The organism is Saccharothrix luteola (assembly GCF_020859565.1).
GTDB lineage: Bacteria > Actinomycetota > Actinomycetes > Mycobacteriales > Pseudonocardiaceae > Actinosynnema > Actinosynnema luteola.
In genome coordinates this window covers 201,884-217,673 of the sequence record NZ_JAJHUO010000020.1, presented here as the reverse complement: position 1 = coordinate 217,673, position 15,790 = coordinate 201,884, and the positions used below count along the sequence as shown (strand labels likewise).

The 15,790-nt window shown below is 66.7% G+C and carries 20 protein-coding genes; 12 read left to right on the top strand and 8 right to left on the bottom strand.

The genetic code is table 11. The features are described from left to right. A partial coding sequence (locus tag LNK82_RS27590) for an integrase core domain-containing protein (protein WP_230569919.1) occupies positions 1-424 on the top strand: 424 nt, incomplete at its 5' end. Here LNK82_RS27590 and LNK82_RS27585 read toward each other — a convergent pair. Genes LNK82_RS27585 through LNK82_RS27570 form a run of 4 tightly spaced genes read right to left on the bottom strand, consistent with a single transcriptional unit; the run spans position 373 to position 2,057 of the window. Further along, the gene (locus tag LNK82_RS27585) at positions 373-1,149 is read right to left on the bottom strand and encodes a helix-turn-helix domain-containing protein (RefSeq protein ID WP_230569918.1); all 777 of its coding nucleotides are present in this window, start codon (positions 1,147-1,149) and stop codon (positions 373-375) included. The two genes, LNK82_RS27590 and LNK82_RS27585, sit on opposite strands and share 52 nt — an antisense overlap. After that, positions 1,139-1,393: an AMED_5909 family protein gene (locus LNK82_RS27580; protein WP_230569917.1), complete on the bottom strand. Its 255-nt coding sequence runs from the start codon at positions 1,391-1,393 to the stop codon at positions 1,139-1,141. Before LNK82_RS27580 ends, LNK82_RS27585 begins: the two co-directional genes overlap by 11 nt. Beyond that, on the bottom strand, positions 1,393-1,608 hold the full coding sequence (locus LNK82_RS27575; RefSeq protein WP_230569916.1) for a hypothetical protein: 216 nt from the start codon (positions 1,606-1,608) through the stop codon (positions 1,393-1,395). The genes LNK82_RS27580 and LNK82_RS27575 overlap by 1 nt, the downstream gene beginning before the upstream one ends. Next, entirely contained in the window at positions 1,605-2,057 is a 453-nt protein-coding gene (locus LNK82_RS27570) for a hypothetical protein (protein ID WP_230569915.1), read from the bottom strand. Before LNK82_RS27570 ends, LNK82_RS27575 begins: the two co-directional genes overlap by 4 nt. A gap of 159 nt (positions 2,058-2,216) precedes the next feature. Here LNK82_RS27570 and LNK82_RS27565 point away from each other — a divergent pair, with 159 nt between their 5' ends. Together LNK82_RS27565 and LNK82_RS27560 are read left to right on the top strand one after the other, a co-directional pair. Then, positions 2,217-2,960, top strand: a complete 744-nt coding sequence (locus LNK82_RS27565) for a DUF5919 domain-containing protein (RefSeq protein WP_230569914.1) — start codon at positions 2,217-2,219, stop codon at positions 2,958-2,960. A 10-nt stretch (positions 2,961-2,970) separates the two neighbouring features. Continuing rightward, entirely contained in the window at positions 2,971-3,444 is a 474-nt protein-coding gene (locus LNK82_RS27560) for an NUDIX hydrolase (protein ID WP_230569913.1), read from the top strand. Here LNK82_RS27560 and LNK82_RS27555 read toward each other — a convergent pair. Further along, positions 3,429-3,995, bottom strand: a complete 567-nt coding sequence (locus LNK82_RS27555; RefSeq protein WP_268997126.1) for an HD domain-containing protein — start codon at positions 3,993-3,995, stop codon at positions 3,429-3,431. The genes LNK82_RS27560 and LNK82_RS27555 overlap by 16 nt on opposite strands. Before the next feature lie 237 nt (positions 3,996-4,232). Next, positions 4,233-5,006, bottom strand: a complete 774-nt coding sequence (locus tag LNK82_RS27550; RefSeq protein ID WP_230569911.1) for a pentapeptide repeat-containing protein — start codon at positions 5,004-5,006, stop codon at positions 4,233-4,235. A gap of 74 nt (positions 5,007-5,080) precedes the next feature. Here LNK82_RS27550 and LNK82_RS27545 point away from each other — a divergent pair, with 74 nt between their 5' ends. Together LNK82_RS27545 and LNK82_RS27540 are read left to right on the top strand one after the other, a co-directional pair. After that, a complete protein-coding gene (locus tag LNK82_RS27545; protein WP_230569910.1) occupies positions 5,081-6,535 on the top strand; it encodes a P-loop ATPase, Sll1717 family in 1,455 nt (484 codons plus the stop codon). A gap of 793 nt (positions 6,536-7,328) precedes the next feature. After that, positions 7,329-7,607, top strand: coding sequence for a hypothetical protein (locus LNK82_RS27540; protein ID WP_230569909.1), 279 nt, complete (start codon positions 7,329-7,331; stop codon positions 7,605-7,607). A gap of 310 nt (positions 7,608-7,917) precedes the next feature. On the opposite strand, the gene LNK82_RS27535 is transcribed toward LNK82_RS27540, so the two are convergent. Beyond that, complete coding sequence (locus tag LNK82_RS27535; RefSeq protein ID WP_230569908.1) at positions 7,918-8,250, bottom strand: helix-turn-helix domain-containing protein; 333 nt, start codon at positions 8,248-8,250, stop codon at positions 7,918-7,920. 164 nt (positions 8,251-8,414) lie between these two features. Between LNK82_RS27535 and LNK82_RS27530 the strand changes: the two genes are divergently transcribed. Together LNK82_RS27530 and LNK82_RS27525 are read left to right on the top strand one after the other, a co-directional pair. Next, on the top strand, positions 8,415-8,645 hold the full coding sequence (locus LNK82_RS27530) for a transcriptional regulator (RefSeq protein WP_230569927.1): 231 nt from the start codon (positions 8,415-8,417) through the stop codon (positions 8,643-8,645). 161 nt (positions 8,646-8,806) lie between these two features. Further along, positions 8,807-9,658, top strand: a complete 852-nt coding sequence (locus LNK82_RS27525) for a tetratricopeptide repeat protein (RefSeq protein WP_230569907.1) — start codon at positions 8,807-8,809, stop codon at positions 9,656-9,658. A 123-nt stretch (positions 9,659-9,781) separates the two neighbouring features. On the opposite strand, the gene LNK82_RS27520 is transcribed toward LNK82_RS27525, so the two are convergent. After that, on the bottom strand, positions 9,782-10,960 hold the full coding sequence (locus LNK82_RS27520) for a Fic family protein (RefSeq protein WP_230569906.1): 1,179 nt from the start codon (positions 10,958-10,960) through the stop codon (positions 9,782-9,784). Between the two features lie 434 nt (positions 10,961-11,394). On the opposite strand from LNK82_RS27520, the gene LNK82_RS27515 reads away from it, so the two are divergent. The 5 genes from LNK82_RS27515 (at position 11,395) to LNK82_RS27495 (ending at position 15,692) form a co-directional block, all read left to right on the top strand. Next, on the top strand, positions 11,395-11,883 hold the full coding sequence (locus LNK82_RS27515; RefSeq protein WP_230569905.1) for a toxin-antitoxin system HicB family antitoxin: 489 nt from the start codon (positions 11,395-11,397) through the stop codon (positions 11,881-11,883). Positions 11,884-11,946: 63 nt separating this feature from the next. Beyond that, positions 11,947-12,786, top strand: a complete 840-nt coding sequence (locus LNK82_RS27510) for a DUF4097 family beta strand repeat-containing protein (protein ID WP_230569904.1) — start codon at positions 11,947-11,949, stop codon at positions 12,784-12,786. Positions 12,787-12,813: 27 nt separating this feature from the next. Next, on the top strand, positions 12,814-13,983 hold the full coding sequence (locus LNK82_RS27505; RefSeq protein WP_230569903.1) for a cytochrome P450: 1,170 nt from the start codon (positions 12,814-12,816) through the stop codon (positions 13,981-13,983). A gap of 12 nt (positions 13,984-13,995) precedes the next feature. Then, positions 13,996-14,922, top strand: coding sequence for an ATP-binding cassette domain-containing protein (locus LNK82_RS27500; RefSeq protein ID WP_230569902.1), 927 nt, complete (start codon positions 13,996-13,998; stop codon positions 14,920-14,922). After that, a complete protein-coding gene (locus LNK82_RS27495; RefSeq protein WP_230569901.1) occupies positions 14,919-15,692 on the top strand; it encodes an ABC transporter permease in 774 nt (257 codons plus the stop codon). Before LNK82_RS27500 ends, LNK82_RS27495 begins: the two co-directional genes overlap by 4 nt. The last annotated feature ends 98 nt before the right edge of the window (positions 15,693-15,790 follow it).

Genomic DNA, 15,790 nt, shown 5'->3' with positions numbered 1-15,790 from the left:
CCGCCTGGTCGGCTGGGCCGTCGCCGACCACATGCGCACCGACCTCGTCCTCGACGCCCTGCACGCGGCCGAACGCACACGCGGCAGCCTGGCCGGGGCGCTGTTCCACAGCGACCACGGGGCGCAATACCGCGCCCGGGCCTTCGCCGATGCCTGCCACGCCGCCGGAGTGACCCGATCCATGGGCGCCGTCGGCAGCTCCGCGGACAACGCTTCCGCCGAAAGCCTCAACGCCTCCTTCAAACGCGAAACCCTCCAAGGCGCACCGAACTGGGGCAGCGCAAGGGAAGCACGCCTGGCCGCGTTCGGCTGGGCACACCGCTACAACACCCGACGACGCCACTCCCACCTCGGCCACAAGTCCCCGATCAACTACGAGAACAGCCTCACCCCGACACCGGCTACGCTGACCCACGCCGCATAACCCCGTGTCCAGCATCCGGGGGTAGGGCCCACCAGCCCAGCGAGGGAGATCTTGAACCGCGTCTCCTCACGCCCCTCCCCGCCGTCTTCCCGCCACTCGTGGGCCATGGCATGTCCGGCCGCGACCAGGTCCAGACAGGCCAGACGCACCATCTCCGCATCCGCCCCCGCCGCCGTCACCAGGTCCGTGACGCTCCACTCCCGCGACGGCACCAGCACCAGCGCGTCCGCCACCCGGTACAACACCGGGAACGAGTAGCCCACGACTTCGCCCCGCGTCCGATCCTCAGCCGACAGGCGCGACCCCATCACCGGCGTCAGCCGGAGATCACGCCACGCGTCCGCGTCACGCAACCAGTCGTGCGCCACTACCGGGCCACCCCAGTAGGCAAGCCCTTCCGGCGACAGCCGGTGCAAGTGGGCCGGCCGACCCGCACCGGCCTGCGGTCCCACTCGCACGATCACATGCCCCAGCTCGACAAGGTCACGGCAGATGTGACGCACCGCCGTGTACGGCATCCGCACCAACCGCGCCAACGAGCGCAACGACCACTCCCCGTGTGGGTCGCCGACGAGGTGGCGCATCACCGCCTCGAACATCAGCGGCGTGTACCCGGCATCGGACAACCGCTCCAAAGGCAACCCGCCCCGCACCACTAGGGCCAGGCCGCCCGCGACACCGTTGGACCGACGACGAGTCCGCTCCACAGCCTGATCAACGCTCATCCGACTCAACCCCCTCAGCCTTGGCACGCTCGCGCTTCGCCCAATACAGCGCCTCGTGGTGATGACCCCGATCAACCTCCGCGACCCGCGCGTACACCTCGGCCGACCGCAGGTAGAACTCCCGTCGAACCTGCGGTGACGCATCCGGCGCAGGCATCAACTTCCCGACGACTTCATGCGCCTGCTTCAGCGTCGTCGCCGCCCGTGCGTACTCCCACGGGTCAGCCTTCTTCTGCTGAGCCATCACGCACCCCCAAGCCCAGGCGCCGTGCCCAACGCGGCTTGCCCCTCGGCAACCGCCTGCGCCAGACGCGGCAGCGCATCGCCGTCCACAACCAGCACCGCAGGGAACGCGTTGCCGAGCCGGAACTCCACTCTCCCCGCGAATGCCAGCGGCTCGACCCGGATAGGCAGGTCAGCGGTCACATGAAGACGCACCATGTCCGCCACCGAGGTCACGCGGCCTTGGAGGTGGCCTTGACGACGACCGGCTTCATGCCGGACGCGCGCAAGCTGTACCCGAGCTTCGCCCGGCACCGGTGACGCTCACCGCCGTGACTCCCCCGGCACGCCTTGTCGTCAATCCACGGCGTCACCGTCAGCCCCTCGAACACCACCGGCCGAACGTCCGTCCCCGGAATCGCCTCCGGTGGAACCGGCTGGTGAGGAGCCGCGATCTTCACCGTCACCGCCGCGTCCGTCTTCCGCTCCGCCGCCTGGTCGATCACCAGGACCGACCACACCAGCAGGCCGGTCTCCTTGTCCGTCTCCTGCTGGACCGGCAGCCCTTTCGCCCGCTCCTCGGCGGACTGGAACCTCAGCACCGGTTCCACACCCATCACCAGCGCACCACGCGGGAACACGAAGTCGTGCGACGTGGGGAGCCTGCTCCCACCCGTGATCGCCACAGCCGATCTCCTGTCGTCAGCGTCGGCCGGACCCACTGTCCGGCACTTTGACACCAACCACTCTCGGCAGAAATGCGGGACGTCAGCACCGCATGGCCGGACATCTACAGACGTCCTTGCTATATTGAAGACGTCCCAACTCGTTCCACAGGGGGGGTCATGCCGAACCAACGCCTACGAGACTCGTTGCTGCGCAACGGTTTCGACCTCAACCAGGTGTCCAAAGCCACCGGTGTAGACCCCAAGACGGTCGAACGCTGGATCAACCTCGACCGGACCCCGTACCCCCGCCACCGCCGAACCATCGCCGCGATGGTCAGGGAGGCCGAGACCTACCTCTGGCCCAACGCACTCGCCCCGGACGCCAAGAAGGAGATCACCCAGTCGGAGGTCGTGCAGGTCTACCCGCACCGCCACTCCGTCCCCCAAGAGCAGTGGACCCACCTGGTCGACCAGGCTCGCCTGAACATCTCGATCCTGATCTACTCGGGCATGTTCCTGACCGACAACCCGAGCCTGATCAGGACCTTCCGCCAGAAGGCCGAGGCAGGCGTCAAGATCCGCCTACTCCTCGGCGACCCGGCCAGCCGCGAGGTAGCCCGCCGCAGCGAGGAAGAAGGCATCGGCAAGGGCACCCTCGCCGCCAAGATCCGCAACGCCCTCGCGTTCTTCAAGCCACTGGCCGACACCGGCCACGCCGAGATCCGCTGCCACCGCACCACGCTCTACAACTCGATCTACCGCTTCGACGACGAGATGCTCGTCAACACCCACGTCCACGGCTTCATGGCAGCCCACGCCCCGGTCCTACACCTGCGCCGCCTCTCCGGAGGCGACCTCTTCGAGACGTACGCTGAGAGCTTCCAAGGCGTCTGGGACGACGCCAAGCCACCCAAGTGGTAGGCAGGACGACATGGCGCGCACCGATCACTACAACGACCCGAACGCCCCCAAAGCGACCAACATCGTCGTCGCGGTGACCGCGTTCGTCCAAGACGACCAGGGCCGCCTACTCATGATCCGCCGCACCGACAACGACCTCTACTCCATCCCCGGAGGCGCACAAGACGTAGGCGAGACCATCGGCCACACCGTCATCCGAGAGGTCAAGGAAGAGACCGGCATCGACGTAGACCCCACCGACCTCATCGGCATCTACTCCGACCCGGCCCACGTCATCGCCTACACAGACGGCGAAGTCCGCCAAGAATTCTCCATCTGCTTCCGCGCTCAGCCCATCGGAGGCGCGCTGCGCACAAGCAACGAGTCCAGCGAAGTCCACTGGGTAGCCCGCGAAGACCTAGCGACGCTCAACATCCACCCGTCGATCCGACTCCGGATCGAACACGGCTTCGCGAACCGGACCCCTCCCTACTTCACCAAGTGACCGAGGCCCGCCGCGCGTAGCCGCTCCTGAGTCCGGTCGACCGCAGCTACCAGTTCAGGCGTCGCCTGCCGAATGAAGAAGGTCACCAGATCCTCCGCTCCGTAGCGCCTCTGGATTTCGTCGATCCTATCGACCAAGTTCGTAAGTCCGCCGTCCGGCGTGGTTGTCATGTCGGCCCACCAAAGCGCATCACGCACAGCGGATCGCTCATCCTCCCACAAAGCCAGCTCTGCCGACATGCCGCGCAACTCAGCCTCCAGGCAGGCACACGAGTGATGGGCGACGAGTGCGCACAACCGTCGCGGAAGACCTAGCTGTTCGAGATAGCGAGCTCCATCGAGCGGGTGAAAGCCGGTCAGCGCAAGATTGGGCGAGTAACCAATGTCATGGAGGACGGCAGCGGCAATAAGATAGTCAACATCTTCCGGGGGGAACATCTGTGCCAGACTGCGCGCCCTGCGCGCTACACCTTGGACATGCGCCCATCGGCGTGGAAGCGCAAGCTCCAGACACTCTCGGGCCAGAGCGTACCCGCGGACTGCGTTTTCCATAGGGCCACAATAGCCGGTTGGAACCGCAAGTTACAGACCATAGAGCCAAACCCGGCACCGAGACGCGATCTTTGCGATGCTCGCGGCTTAATCATCAAGGGGCTCCATGCCCGGGACATGCATGGAATTACCTCTAACAAGTCTCACTATCCGAGTAGGGCCCGAACCCCAGCCTACCAGGATACACAGCCTCAAAGGAGACTGAGCGGCGCACATGCTAACACGCCAGCAAATTCATTACGCCCCCAGTCCGCGACATTCTTCCATATTAGCATTCTTAAAGGAGCAATCCTTTACCACTGCTCCTCGAAAATCGGCACCACTTAAATCCGCCTCAGCAAATGAGACCTTTTCCAAATTCGCTCCAGTAAAGTCCACAAGGTGGAGGTTAGCAGACTTGAAAGAAACCTTGACCAGACGCGACATACTGAAGTCACCTTCAGCGATATTCGCCCCCGCGAACGTGTTCCCACTTAGTCGAATTTCCACAAATCGCCCCTTTGTCAAGTCAACTGACTGTCGGGCAAGCAGTCCTCGCGACAAGACATTTACCGCAGCATGAATATCGGAGTCGGAATCTCCGGAGTCTCGCACACTAGCCGCACGTACGAAAGCAGAAAGAACGTCCGCTACTGGCGAAGTATCCCGCGATAATACCTTTGCCACAGACTCAAGCGCATACACACCACCTACTCTGACTTCCAGTTTCTCGCTAGCCAATTGCTCAACCGCTTTCGCATAGCGATCTGCATGTGCGGATACTTTATTCAGCGAATACGTACGAGCCGCATAAATTGCACCCACCCCGGCGCCAACCCCCGCAATAGATGCCACAATCGGCACTCTTGCGTCATTTAACGCCTTTAGTTGTTCGGCATCCGACAACCGCCCCAATCGTTCCCCTGCGACGATCTCTGGCATTTTCCATACGAGAATAACGACAATTATCAATAAGGCAAGCGAGAGTGCGCCGACTGCAATCACTTTGAGTGTCACCCGTAGAAATTTCAACCTGCAATCCTTTACTCTCCACCCAGCAGGTGCTACGCTACCTCACCCAAAGATACCACCCCGGGGGGGCACAGGTGACACTTGACTTCGGTGAAGAAGAGATTCAGAAGCTCTTCGGGCATGAAGCCGCAGAAGATGAAACTCCACAGCGCTTGCGCGAATACTACTTCAAGTCGGCAACATACGATCAAGTAGCAACCAACTTGCCGCTCCGTGTTCTGGTTGGACACAAAGGGATTGGCAAGTCCGCGCTGTTCAGAGTGGCGGTAGCAGAGAATCGCGAGAAAGCAAGGCTAACTGTCGAGATAAAACCAGATGATGTCGCCGATATAGCCAAGGGGACAAACGATTTTCTCACTGCGATTCGAGTTTGGAAAATCGGCCTACGCGAGGTAATAGCCAAGCGCGCAGCGCAGGAACTGGGAATATCGACTTCGCTCGCGGTCGCAGAAGTGCGAAACGCCGAATCGACAGTCTCAGGTTTGCAGGCCGCGATTCGAATGAGTCCGGACTCACCTATTTCGACTCAGCGGAATTTCTCTACAGAGTTCATGACAACTAGCCAGATCTCCGTCTTTATCGACGATCTCGACAGGGGCTGGGAGGGCCGAAAAGCGGACGTGCACAGAATCTCCGCGTTACTAAATGCTGCACGAGATATGGTGAACGACGAGCGCGATAAGCTCCGTTTTAGAATAAGCCTTCGCTCGGATGTCTACTTTCTTGTCCGCACATCAGATGAATCCACAGACAAAATCGAAGGCTCCGTGATCTGGCAGTCATGGACGAACCATGAAATCTTCGCCTTGTTGGTCAAACGCATCGAAACATTTTTTGGCAGGAATCCCAGTTACGATAGACTGCGACAATCAAGTCAACGTGAGCTTGCGTCTTCACTTAATCCGGTGATGGACGAACTTTTTCGAGGACAAGGTCATTGGCGAAACGCGCCCATACATCGCGTTCTTATGTCTCTGATACGCAAGCGGCCTCGAGACCTGGTCAAACTGTGCACACTAGCCGCAAGAAAAGCACACGTGAACGGGCATAGCAAGATCTACACGGAAGACTTTCAGACAATTTTCGAGGAGTACTCCCAGGGGCGTATTCAAGACACCGTCAACGAGTTCCGGTCGGAACTCCCCGACATTAAGCGCTTGATATTGAACATGCGCCCGACGGTAAAGGAGAAGACAGCCAAAGCTGGCTACGTGTATACCACCGCAGACCTATACAAGAAGTTGGACAACATTCAAGAGCAAGGCAAGTTCACATTCAAAACAGGGAGAGTGGCAACAACAAAGGAGCTTGCAATATTTCTGTATCGCATCAACTTCTTGACCGGTCGCCGCGAAACGACTAACGGAATCGTACGGAAATACTTCGAGGAACAGCGTTACCTTCAAGACGAGTTCGTGGACTTCGGGTTTGATTGGGAAATACATCCAGCGTATCGATGGGCTTTGCAGCCCGAAGATTACGACTCCATTTTCGACCGCCTCGAACTATCGACACTTGACGAGGTATAGCTAGTACAACAAAAACTCAAAAGCATACGCCCTCGACATTACCAGTTAGTCCGTTGCCGGGAAGGTTCTAACTGACATTCACAGTGAAGAGGATAAGCCTCACAATCTCTGACACACTCACGAATGCCGCCCGTCACGGAAAAGGCTAGATGCCGGTTTAGATTTCAAGTTGCTTATTCTGCCGAATTTGGCTCTACAGGATCAAGGCGCGCCGCCTGCCGCGGCGCGCGGGAGGGCTGGACGCACGTTGGCACCGACTCCTCACATCACGGCACGCCGGGCTCCCGCTTCGCTCCGCCCGTCGGCCGTGCGCGGAGTCCGGTGCACATGGTCCGGAGGCGGCGCGCGAGGTGATGGCGAGCTGAAGGCCGAGGAGTCCCGAGGGTCGCCGGTCGGGACGATCGCGCGGTCACGCGCTAGGGTGGGCTGGGCACGGCGATCGACTGCCGCGACGGCTTCGCCGTCTTGCCATCGAGCAGGGTCGGGCCGTCTGGGAGCCCTCAGCGCGAAACGCGAAGCCACTGCGAAATGGCCCCGTGGAAGTGGGCGACGGGGTGCCGCTTCGGTGCAGGTCAGGGGATGTGACCGCAGAGTTGGGCCACGCGCCTTCCTAAACCGTGTGTCGCAGGTTCGAATCCTGCCGGGGGCACTCACCTTTCGCCGGGTGAATCAGGCCCTGGCCAGCGGCAACGCGGCCGGGGCCTGATCTTTTCCCCGGCGGTCGCCGTCAGTCGGGGCCTGCCCTTCCGCGAACCCGGTTGGCGCAGTTCGTCGGGCCGGACAGACTGGACCGGTGAGAGTCGACCCGCACAGGTACGCGAACGGTGACAACACGAGATGGGCGTTGGTCGGCTACTCGGACCGGACGGAGGAGCGGGTCAGCGAGTTTGCCGTCACGCGGGAGCGGCTGATCCGGCTGCGGCCGTTCTTCGACGTGGCGGACGATCTCTGGTTCGCCCACTGCTACCCGGTCTCGTCGGACGTCTGGCCTCACGTCCGAGCCTTGCTCCAGTGCGGACCGCCGGTCCCCGGTGTGAGCTACTTCGTCGAGGGATTCGCGACCGACCGCTGAGCGCCGGCCGGGGTCCCAGCGGAAGGTCCTCGGTCAGGTGACAGAGGACCCCCGCGGGCTTGGTACGGGCGCGGACGGCGGGAAGTCCCGGTGGCCGCCGGCCGATCGCCCGTCTTTGCAGCACCGGGATCGCAGCCGGAGCAAGGGTACCCGGGCGCCCACCGCGGCAAGCCCTCGCGCCGGCGACGACAAGGCGTCGTTCCTGAAGCTGTCCCACGGCCGTGGTCTTCCGGTCCGTCGTGTTCGTCGGCCTCACGCGCGACCGGCCCGGAGGTGGCTCCGGGCCGGTCGTCAACGGGCCGAACGCAGGTCAGGGCCGGTTCTTGAGGCGGCGGCCCAGTTCGGCCACCAGTTGCTGATCGGTCAGGGCACCCGGATCAGGGCTGGACACGCCCTTCAGCTCCGCCTCCTCCGCGGTGATCAGCTTCGCGGCCACCATGACTTCCAGCGGGCTCAGGCCGAACGCCTTGGCGACGACGCGGGCGGTGTCCAGGTTCGGGCGCTCACCCTTCCGCCACGCCGTCAGCCGGCTCCGGTCGAAGCCGGTCTTCTCGGTCAGTTCTCCGGTGCTCATCCCTCGGTCGTCCATCTGCTTCTGGACGAAGTCCGACCAGGACGAGTCCGCACTCTCGGCTTTGGTCACGCCGACATGCTACGTGCGCGCACGCAACGTTGGTTGGGCACTCCCCCCAGATAGCCGCTGACCTGCACGTTGTCCGCACACAACGTTAGTTGCGCAAACAAAACGAAATGCCTAGCGTTGTGGCTTCACAACATGCGTTGGGCGTGCACAACACGAGGCAGGCCATGCCGTACACGATCAAGCTCCGCACCGATGTCTTCACGAAAGCCGCACGGCTCGCCGGGTTCCGCTCGGACTACGCGCTGGCCAAGGCGATGGACGTCAACCGCTCCACCGTCGCGCGCGTCCTCGGCGGCGAGCTCCAGCCCGGGGCGGCGTTCATCGGCGGCGCGCTGACGGCACTCGCGCCGATGCAGTTCGACGACCTCTTCGAGATCGTCCCCACCCAGCGGTGATGACGGTGCGTGGTGCGCACGGGTGACCCGGTCCGCCGACAGTCGGCCACTTCCAGCGGTGTGCGGTTTCACCCGTCTGGTTGACACTCGTGATCAAGTGACGGCGCGGGGCGATGAGACCAGGGGTCGGTCCGGCACGGGACGCGGAAGGACGGCACGAGGTGAGCGACGAGCCACGGCACGAGGTCGCGCGGTTGCGCCGGGAACTGCGGACCACCGGGCACGACTGGTTCGACGCGCACCGGGACGGGCTGCCGGCGACCCTGCGCGCCGCGCTGGCCGAACCCGAGGCCGCCGTCGCGCTGTTCGCCGACGTGTGGCCGGCCCTGCCCTCCGACGTGGACGAGAAGTGGTCGCGCGACCTGCTCGACGTCGGCGCCGAACTCGCCGCCGCGCTGCCCACGTCCCTGTTGCTGGCCACCGGCTTCCGCCGCGCCGCCGCGCACTTACGCGGGCGGGGAGCGCTCCGCCTCGCCGCCGTCGCGGGCATGCGCGAACTGGCGATCCACCGCCTCCGCGACGACGACCCGGACGCCGCCGCCGGCGCGTTGCACGACCTGGCCGCCACCTACCGCGCCGAGGGACGGCTGCACAAGGTCATCGGGTGCGCCGACGAGGCGCTGGAGTTCTACCTGCTGCACGACGACCGGCCCGGCGCCGCACGGGCGCTGGCCCACCTCGGCGAGTTGATGATCGAGGTCGACCGGCCGGACTCCGCGATCAAGTACCTGTCCCGGGCGGACAAGCTCTTCACCGACCTCGCCGACACCGCCGCACGCGCGCGGGCCCTGACCTCGCTCGGCCGGGCGCTGTGGCTGGCCGGCGACCGCGCCGTCGCCCACCGGCGGTTCAACCGCGCGCTCGCGCTGCTCATCGGGACCGACGACGACGCGGCGCAACGCGTGCGCGACCTGGTGGCCGGACTGGAGTCAGTCGCGGAACCAGTGAAGCAGGGCGACGCCGATCTGGATCAGCAGGCCGAGCACGAGCCGGACCCGCGGCAGGCCCGGTGAGCGGTGGCGTCGGCGGCGGCAGTGCTGCCTGCGGCAGCCGGCGCGGCGGCATCGGGGGGACGGTTCGTCGGAGGGTGCGCTCATCGGCGTCGTCGCATCTCTTTCCGGATGGTCGAACGGTGGTCACGCGGTGGTGTCGGGGTGGTCGGCCAGCAGGCGCAGCACGTCCCGGCACAGGAACACCCGGCGGTAGCCGAGGAACTCCCACGGGACGAGCACGCCCAGCTCGACCAGGCGGGCGGTGAGGTCGGTGGCGGCCTTCGCGGAAACGCCGTAGCGCGTGCGCAGCGACCGGTTGTCCACGACGGGGAAGCCGACCAGCTCCGCCGCCACCAGGGGCAGCTTCCCCTTGCGCGGCAACCGGACGGCGTAGTCCGCGGCCAGCGCCTCGAGGTGGCCGATCAGCCGCAGCTGCGCCAACGCCTGGTCGCGGACGGCCGTGGCGAAGAACTCGACCCAGCGGTCCACCCGGCCGGTGTCGACCACGGCGCGGATCTGCCGCTGGTACTCGACCAGCGCGGTGTCCAGCCACGCGGACAGCGGCAGCACCTGGTCGCGCACCAGCCCGCACCGCACCATCTCCAACGTCGAGAACGTGCGCGCGACGTGCCCGTTGGCCGTGGGGAACGGTTGCAGCACCTCCAGCTGGTAGTGCGCCAGCGCGACCTTGGCGATCCGCGGCTGCTCGTCCTCCTCGCGCACCCACGTCGACCACTGCTCCAGCAGCGCCACGAGGTGCGCGCCGGTCGCGGTCAGCAGGTAGGCCCGCGCGTCGCTGACGCCCAACCGGCCGGGCGCGTCGCGCAGCACGTCAGACAGGCGGCGGCCGGGCGTGCCGCCGGTCATGATCGCGGCGACCTCGCCGACCACCTCGGCGTCGACCGCGGCGCCGTCGCGGACCCGCGCCAGGCCGTGGTCGAACGCCCGCAGGAACGGCGCCACCAGCTGCGACGGCGCGGCGCTGTCCGTCGGCGGCGCCCCGTCCTGCGACGCCAGCAGGTCCGCCGCGAACGTCTCGCGCAGACCGACGGCGACACCGGACAACCCGGCCGAGCTGTTCGCGTCGCGGACCTGGGTCGCCCGGACGAGCGCGGGCCGCACGCCCAACCGGTCGGCCGCCTCGTCCAGCCGGCCGAGCGCGTGCTCGGCCTCGGCGCAGCGGCGGTAGGTCGACACCGGCAGCGCCAGGTCCGAGGGCAGCGGCGGTGGCAGGTAGGCGCCTTCGCGCCGGAGTTCTTCGGGGATGCCGGGCAGGTGGGGCACCGGCGACCACTGCCCGTCAGGCAGGGGGCGGAAATCCATGGGCGGAAGACTTGCACGACGGCCGACACCTTGGCAAGGCATTCTCGGATGAATGTGAAGCCGTCATGCCCTTCACTACACATCCACCTGGATAGCCCGATCAGGCCGTTCGAGTCATCACCCTGGTCGAGGTCCGCAAAATTACGGATCATCATCGATGATCGAGGTATGTACGCAGGTCAGACCCCATGACAGCGGCATTCGATCACGTCCCTCGGCGATTCCTGCCCTCTCGGCCGAGAGCTGCGCTATTCCACCCGACGCGAACACACCGAAAAACGATCACGGCGCCGCGCTCACGTTCCGAAATGGACCACTGGTCTCATTGATAAGTGTTTTCACCCGATCGAGTGCCCACGCGCCCGGAACCACCACGCACCGCCGTGGCACCACCCGGACTTGCACTGGCACCACTGTGGTGCCATAGTGGTGCCATGGACTTGACGCCGTACGTCGACAACCTCCGCCGGGAGCTCGCCACCGCCGCCGAGTCGGGCGGCGCGGAGGCACGGGCACTGGCCGAGCGACTCGTCGCCCCGCTGGAGTCAGCGGTGCGGTTGACGCTGCTGGAAGCCCTTTCCACGGCCGTGGACGAGATCACCCGCGACCTCGCGCCCGGATCGGTCGACGTGCGGCTGCGGGGCCGTGACCCCGAGTTCGTGGTCTCGGTGCCGGATGATGCCACGCCGAGCCAGGATGATGCCATGGAGCTGCCACCGGTGGTTCCCGAGGAGGGCGCGGTCGCGCGGATCAACCTGCGGCTGCCGGAGCACCTGAAGCTCCGGGTCGAGGAGGCCGCGAGCCGCGAAGGCGTCTCCGTCAACGCCTGGCTGGTGCGGGCCGCCGCGGCCGGGCTCGGGCACGGCGGTCGACCGGCCGGCCGCTCCGCGGCGCGCCAGAGCTACACCGGCTGGGTCCGCTAGCCGCACCAGCACCAGCCCGCCACCAGCGCAAACGCCGACCAGACCCACTCCGAGGGGACAGCCATGCCTTCTTTCGCCACGCCCGAGACCATCACGCTCGACCTCGACGTCGTCGCCGGCAGCGTCGTCATCACCGCCTCCGACCGGGACGACACCGTGGTCGAGGTCGCCCCCGCCGACGCGGACAACACCAAGGACGTCACGGCCGCCGAGGGCACCTCGGTCGACTTCGCCGCCGGCCGCCTCACCGTCAAGACACCCCGGTCCCGCAGCATCTTCGGCAAATCCGGCACGGTCGACGTGGTGGTGCGGCTGCCCACCGGCTCGAACGTCGTCGCGCACGGCTCGCTCGCCGACTTCCGCGCCGAGGGCGCGCTGGGCGAGTGCCGCTTCAAGACCTCCGCCGGCCACATCAGGCTCCAGGGCACGGCCGCGCTCAAGGCCTCCACCTCCCACGGCGACGTGGCGGTCGAGTCGATCACCGGCCGCGCCGAGCTGTCGACCGGCTCGGGCGAGCTGCGCGTCGACCGGCTCGACGGCTCCGGCACCGTGAAGAACTCCAACGGCTCGACCCGGATCGGCGAGGTCACCGGCGACCTGCGGATCGGCGCCGCCAACGGCGACATCTTCGTCGGCCACGCCGCCGGGGACGTGCACGCCAAGACCGCCAACGGCCGCATCCGCCTCGACGAGGTCGTGCGCGGCACGGTGGTCATGGAGACCTCGGCCGGCGAGCTGGAGGTCGGCATCCGCGAGGGCACGGCCGCCTGGCTCGACGTGCGCGCGGTCACCGGCCGCGTGCGCAACGAGCTGACCAGCGCCGACGCCCCGGGCGAAGCCGAGGAGCGGGTCGAGGTGCGCGCTCGCACCTCCCTGGGGGACATCGTCATCCACCGCGCGTAAACACAACACCATTGGGGGACAACAACAATGTGGGACACCAACCCGCAGCAGTTCTGGCTGCGCGGAGAACGACCCGAGCACGTGGTCGAGTACGACGAGCAGCTCGGCTTCTGGAACGTCTACGGCCACCCCGAGTCGGTCGAGGTCCTCGGCGACTGGGCCCGGTTCTCGTCCGACACCACGCGGCTCTTCCCGGTGGACGACGCGTCGCTGACCGAGGGCAACATCATCCAGATCGACCCGCCGGAGCACCGCCAACTGCGCCGCCTGGTCAGCCACGCGTTCACGCCGAAGGTCGTCGCCGACCTCGAAGCGCGCATCACCGAGCTCACCGGCGAACTGCTCGACGACGTCAGCGGCGACGACTTCGAGCTGGTCCGCGACCTCGCCTACCCGCTGCCGGTGATCGTGATCGCCGAGCTGCTCGGCGTGCCGAGCAGCGACCGCGACCTGTTCAAGGTGTGGGTCGACAAGATGTTCGAGAGCACCAACCAGTTCTCGCTCAAGGACGACCAGGCCAAGCAGCGGGAGGAGCTGCGCGACAGCGTCGAGGCCATCCGGCCGCTGATGGACTACCTGGGCGAGCACGCCGCGCAGTGCCGCCGCACGCCGCGACCCGGCCTGCTCAACGACCTCGTCCGGGCCGAAGTGGACGGTGAGCGGCTGACCGACGCCCAGGTGGTGAACTTCGCCGCCGTCCTGCTGGTGGCGGGCCACATCACCACCACCATGCTGCTCGGCAACACCGTGCTGGCCCTGGACGCGCACCCGGACCAGTTCGAGGCGGTCCGCCGCGACCGCGCGCTGATCCCGGCCGCGATCGAGGAGTCGCTGAGGTTCCTCACCCCGTTCGCGGTGCTCGCGCGGGTCACCAACAAGCCCGAGACGCTCGGCGGCGTCGAGATCCCCGCCGACCAGCTGCTGATGCTGTGGGTCGGCGCGGCCAACCGGGACCCGCGCCAGTTCGCGAACCCCGACGTCCTCGACATCACCCGCGACCCCAACCCCCACCTGGGCTTCGGCCGCGGCGTGCACTTCTGCCTCGGCGCGCCGCTGGCCCGGCTGGAGGGCCGCCTCGCGCTGGACGTCCTGCTCGACCGCTTCCCGAAGCTGCGCACGGACCCCGACCGGCCGCCGACGTTCATGCCCTCGCCGAACCTCACCGGCGTGCGGTCCCTGCCGCTGCTCACCGACTAGAAGGAGACGACCATGGCGATCACCGCCACCGGTCTGCGCAAGTCCTACGGGGACCACGTCGTGCTCGACGGCCTCGACCTGCGGGTCGAGCCCGGCACGGTGTTCGCCCTGCTCGGACCCAACGGCGCGGGCAAGACCACGACCGTGCAGATCCTGTCCACCCTCATCACCGCCGACGGCGGCCGGGCGGAGGTCGCGGGCCACGACGTCGCCCGCGACCCGGCCGGCGTCCGCGAGGCCATCGGCGTCACCGGCCAGTTCTCCGCCGTGGACAACCTGCTCACCGGCGAGGAGAACCTCCGGCTCATGGCGGACCTCGCCCACCTGGACCGCCGGGACGGACGACGCCGCACCGCGCGGCTGCTGGAGCAGTTCGACCTCGTCGAGGCGGCGAAGAAGCCCGCCTCCACCTACTCCGGCGGCATGCGCCGGCGGCTCGACCTGGCGATGACGCTGGTCGGCGAGCCGGAGCTGATCTTCCTGGACGAGCCGACCACCGGCCTGGACCCGCGCAGCAGGCACGCCATGTGGCAGGTCATCCGCGGCCTGGTCGCGGACGGCGTCACGATCTTCCTCACCACCCAGTACCTGGAGGAGGCCGACCAGCTCGCGGACCGGATCGCCGTGCTCAACGGCGGTCGGCTGGTCGCCGAGGGCACCGCGGCCGAGCTGAAGCGGCTGATCCCGGGCGGGCACGTGCGGCTGCGGTTCGCCGACGCGCACACGCTCGACCTCGCCGCCAAGGCGATCGGCGACTCCACCCGCGACGACGAAGGCCTGACCCTCGACGTGCCGGGCGACGGTGGCGTGCACCAGTTGCGGGCCCTGCTCGACCGGCTGGACGACGCCGCGGTCGACGTGCAGGACCTGTCCGTGCACACGCCGGACCTCGACGACGTCTTCTTCGCCCTGACCACCGAGAGGACCGTGCGGCGATGAGCACCATGGCCATCCGCGACACCACCACCATGCTGCGCCGCAACCTGCGGCACATGCAGCGCTTCCCGATGATGTCGATCGGCACGATCGGCATGCCGGTGGTGATGATGCTGCTGTTCGTGCACGTCTTCGGCGGCTCGCTCGACACCACGATCCCCGGCGGACCGTCCTACGTGGACTACCTGGTGCCCGGCATCCTGGTGATGGCCGTCGGCGCCGGCGCCGCGTGGACCTCGGTGAACATCAACACCGACATGGGCGAGGGCATCATCGCCCGGTTCCGCACCATGGCGATCTCCCGCTACTCGGTGCTGACCGGGCAGGCGCTGAGCAGCCTGCTCAACACGGTCCTCAGCCTGGCGCTGGTGGTCGGCGTGGCCCTGCTCAACGGGTTCCGCCCGTCGGCCGGCCTGTCCGGCTGGCTCGCCGCGACCGGGCTGCTGGTGCTCATCGCGTTCGCGTTCACCTGGCTGGGCATCGCCTTCGGCATGGGCGCGAAGACGGTGGCCGGCGCCAACAGCTCCGCGCTGCCGCTGCAGTTCCTGCCGTTCATCAGCAGCGCGTTCGTGCCGACCAGCTCGATGTCGAGCGGGCTGGCGTGGTTCGCCGAGCACCAGCCGTTCACGCCGATCACCGACACCCTGCGCGGGCTGCTCATCGGCACGCCGATCGGCGACAGCGGGTACTGGGCGGTCGGCTGGTGCCTCGTCCTCAGCGCCGTCGGTTACGCCAGGGCCCGCGTCCTGTTCAACCGCGACCCGTCGCGCTGAGCCCCTGGTCGAGGGGGGGGCCCCCCCCGCGCGGGGGGGGGGGGGCGCGGGGGGGGGGGGGGGGGTGGGTACGGGCCACCCCGGGGGGAGCCGGGTTT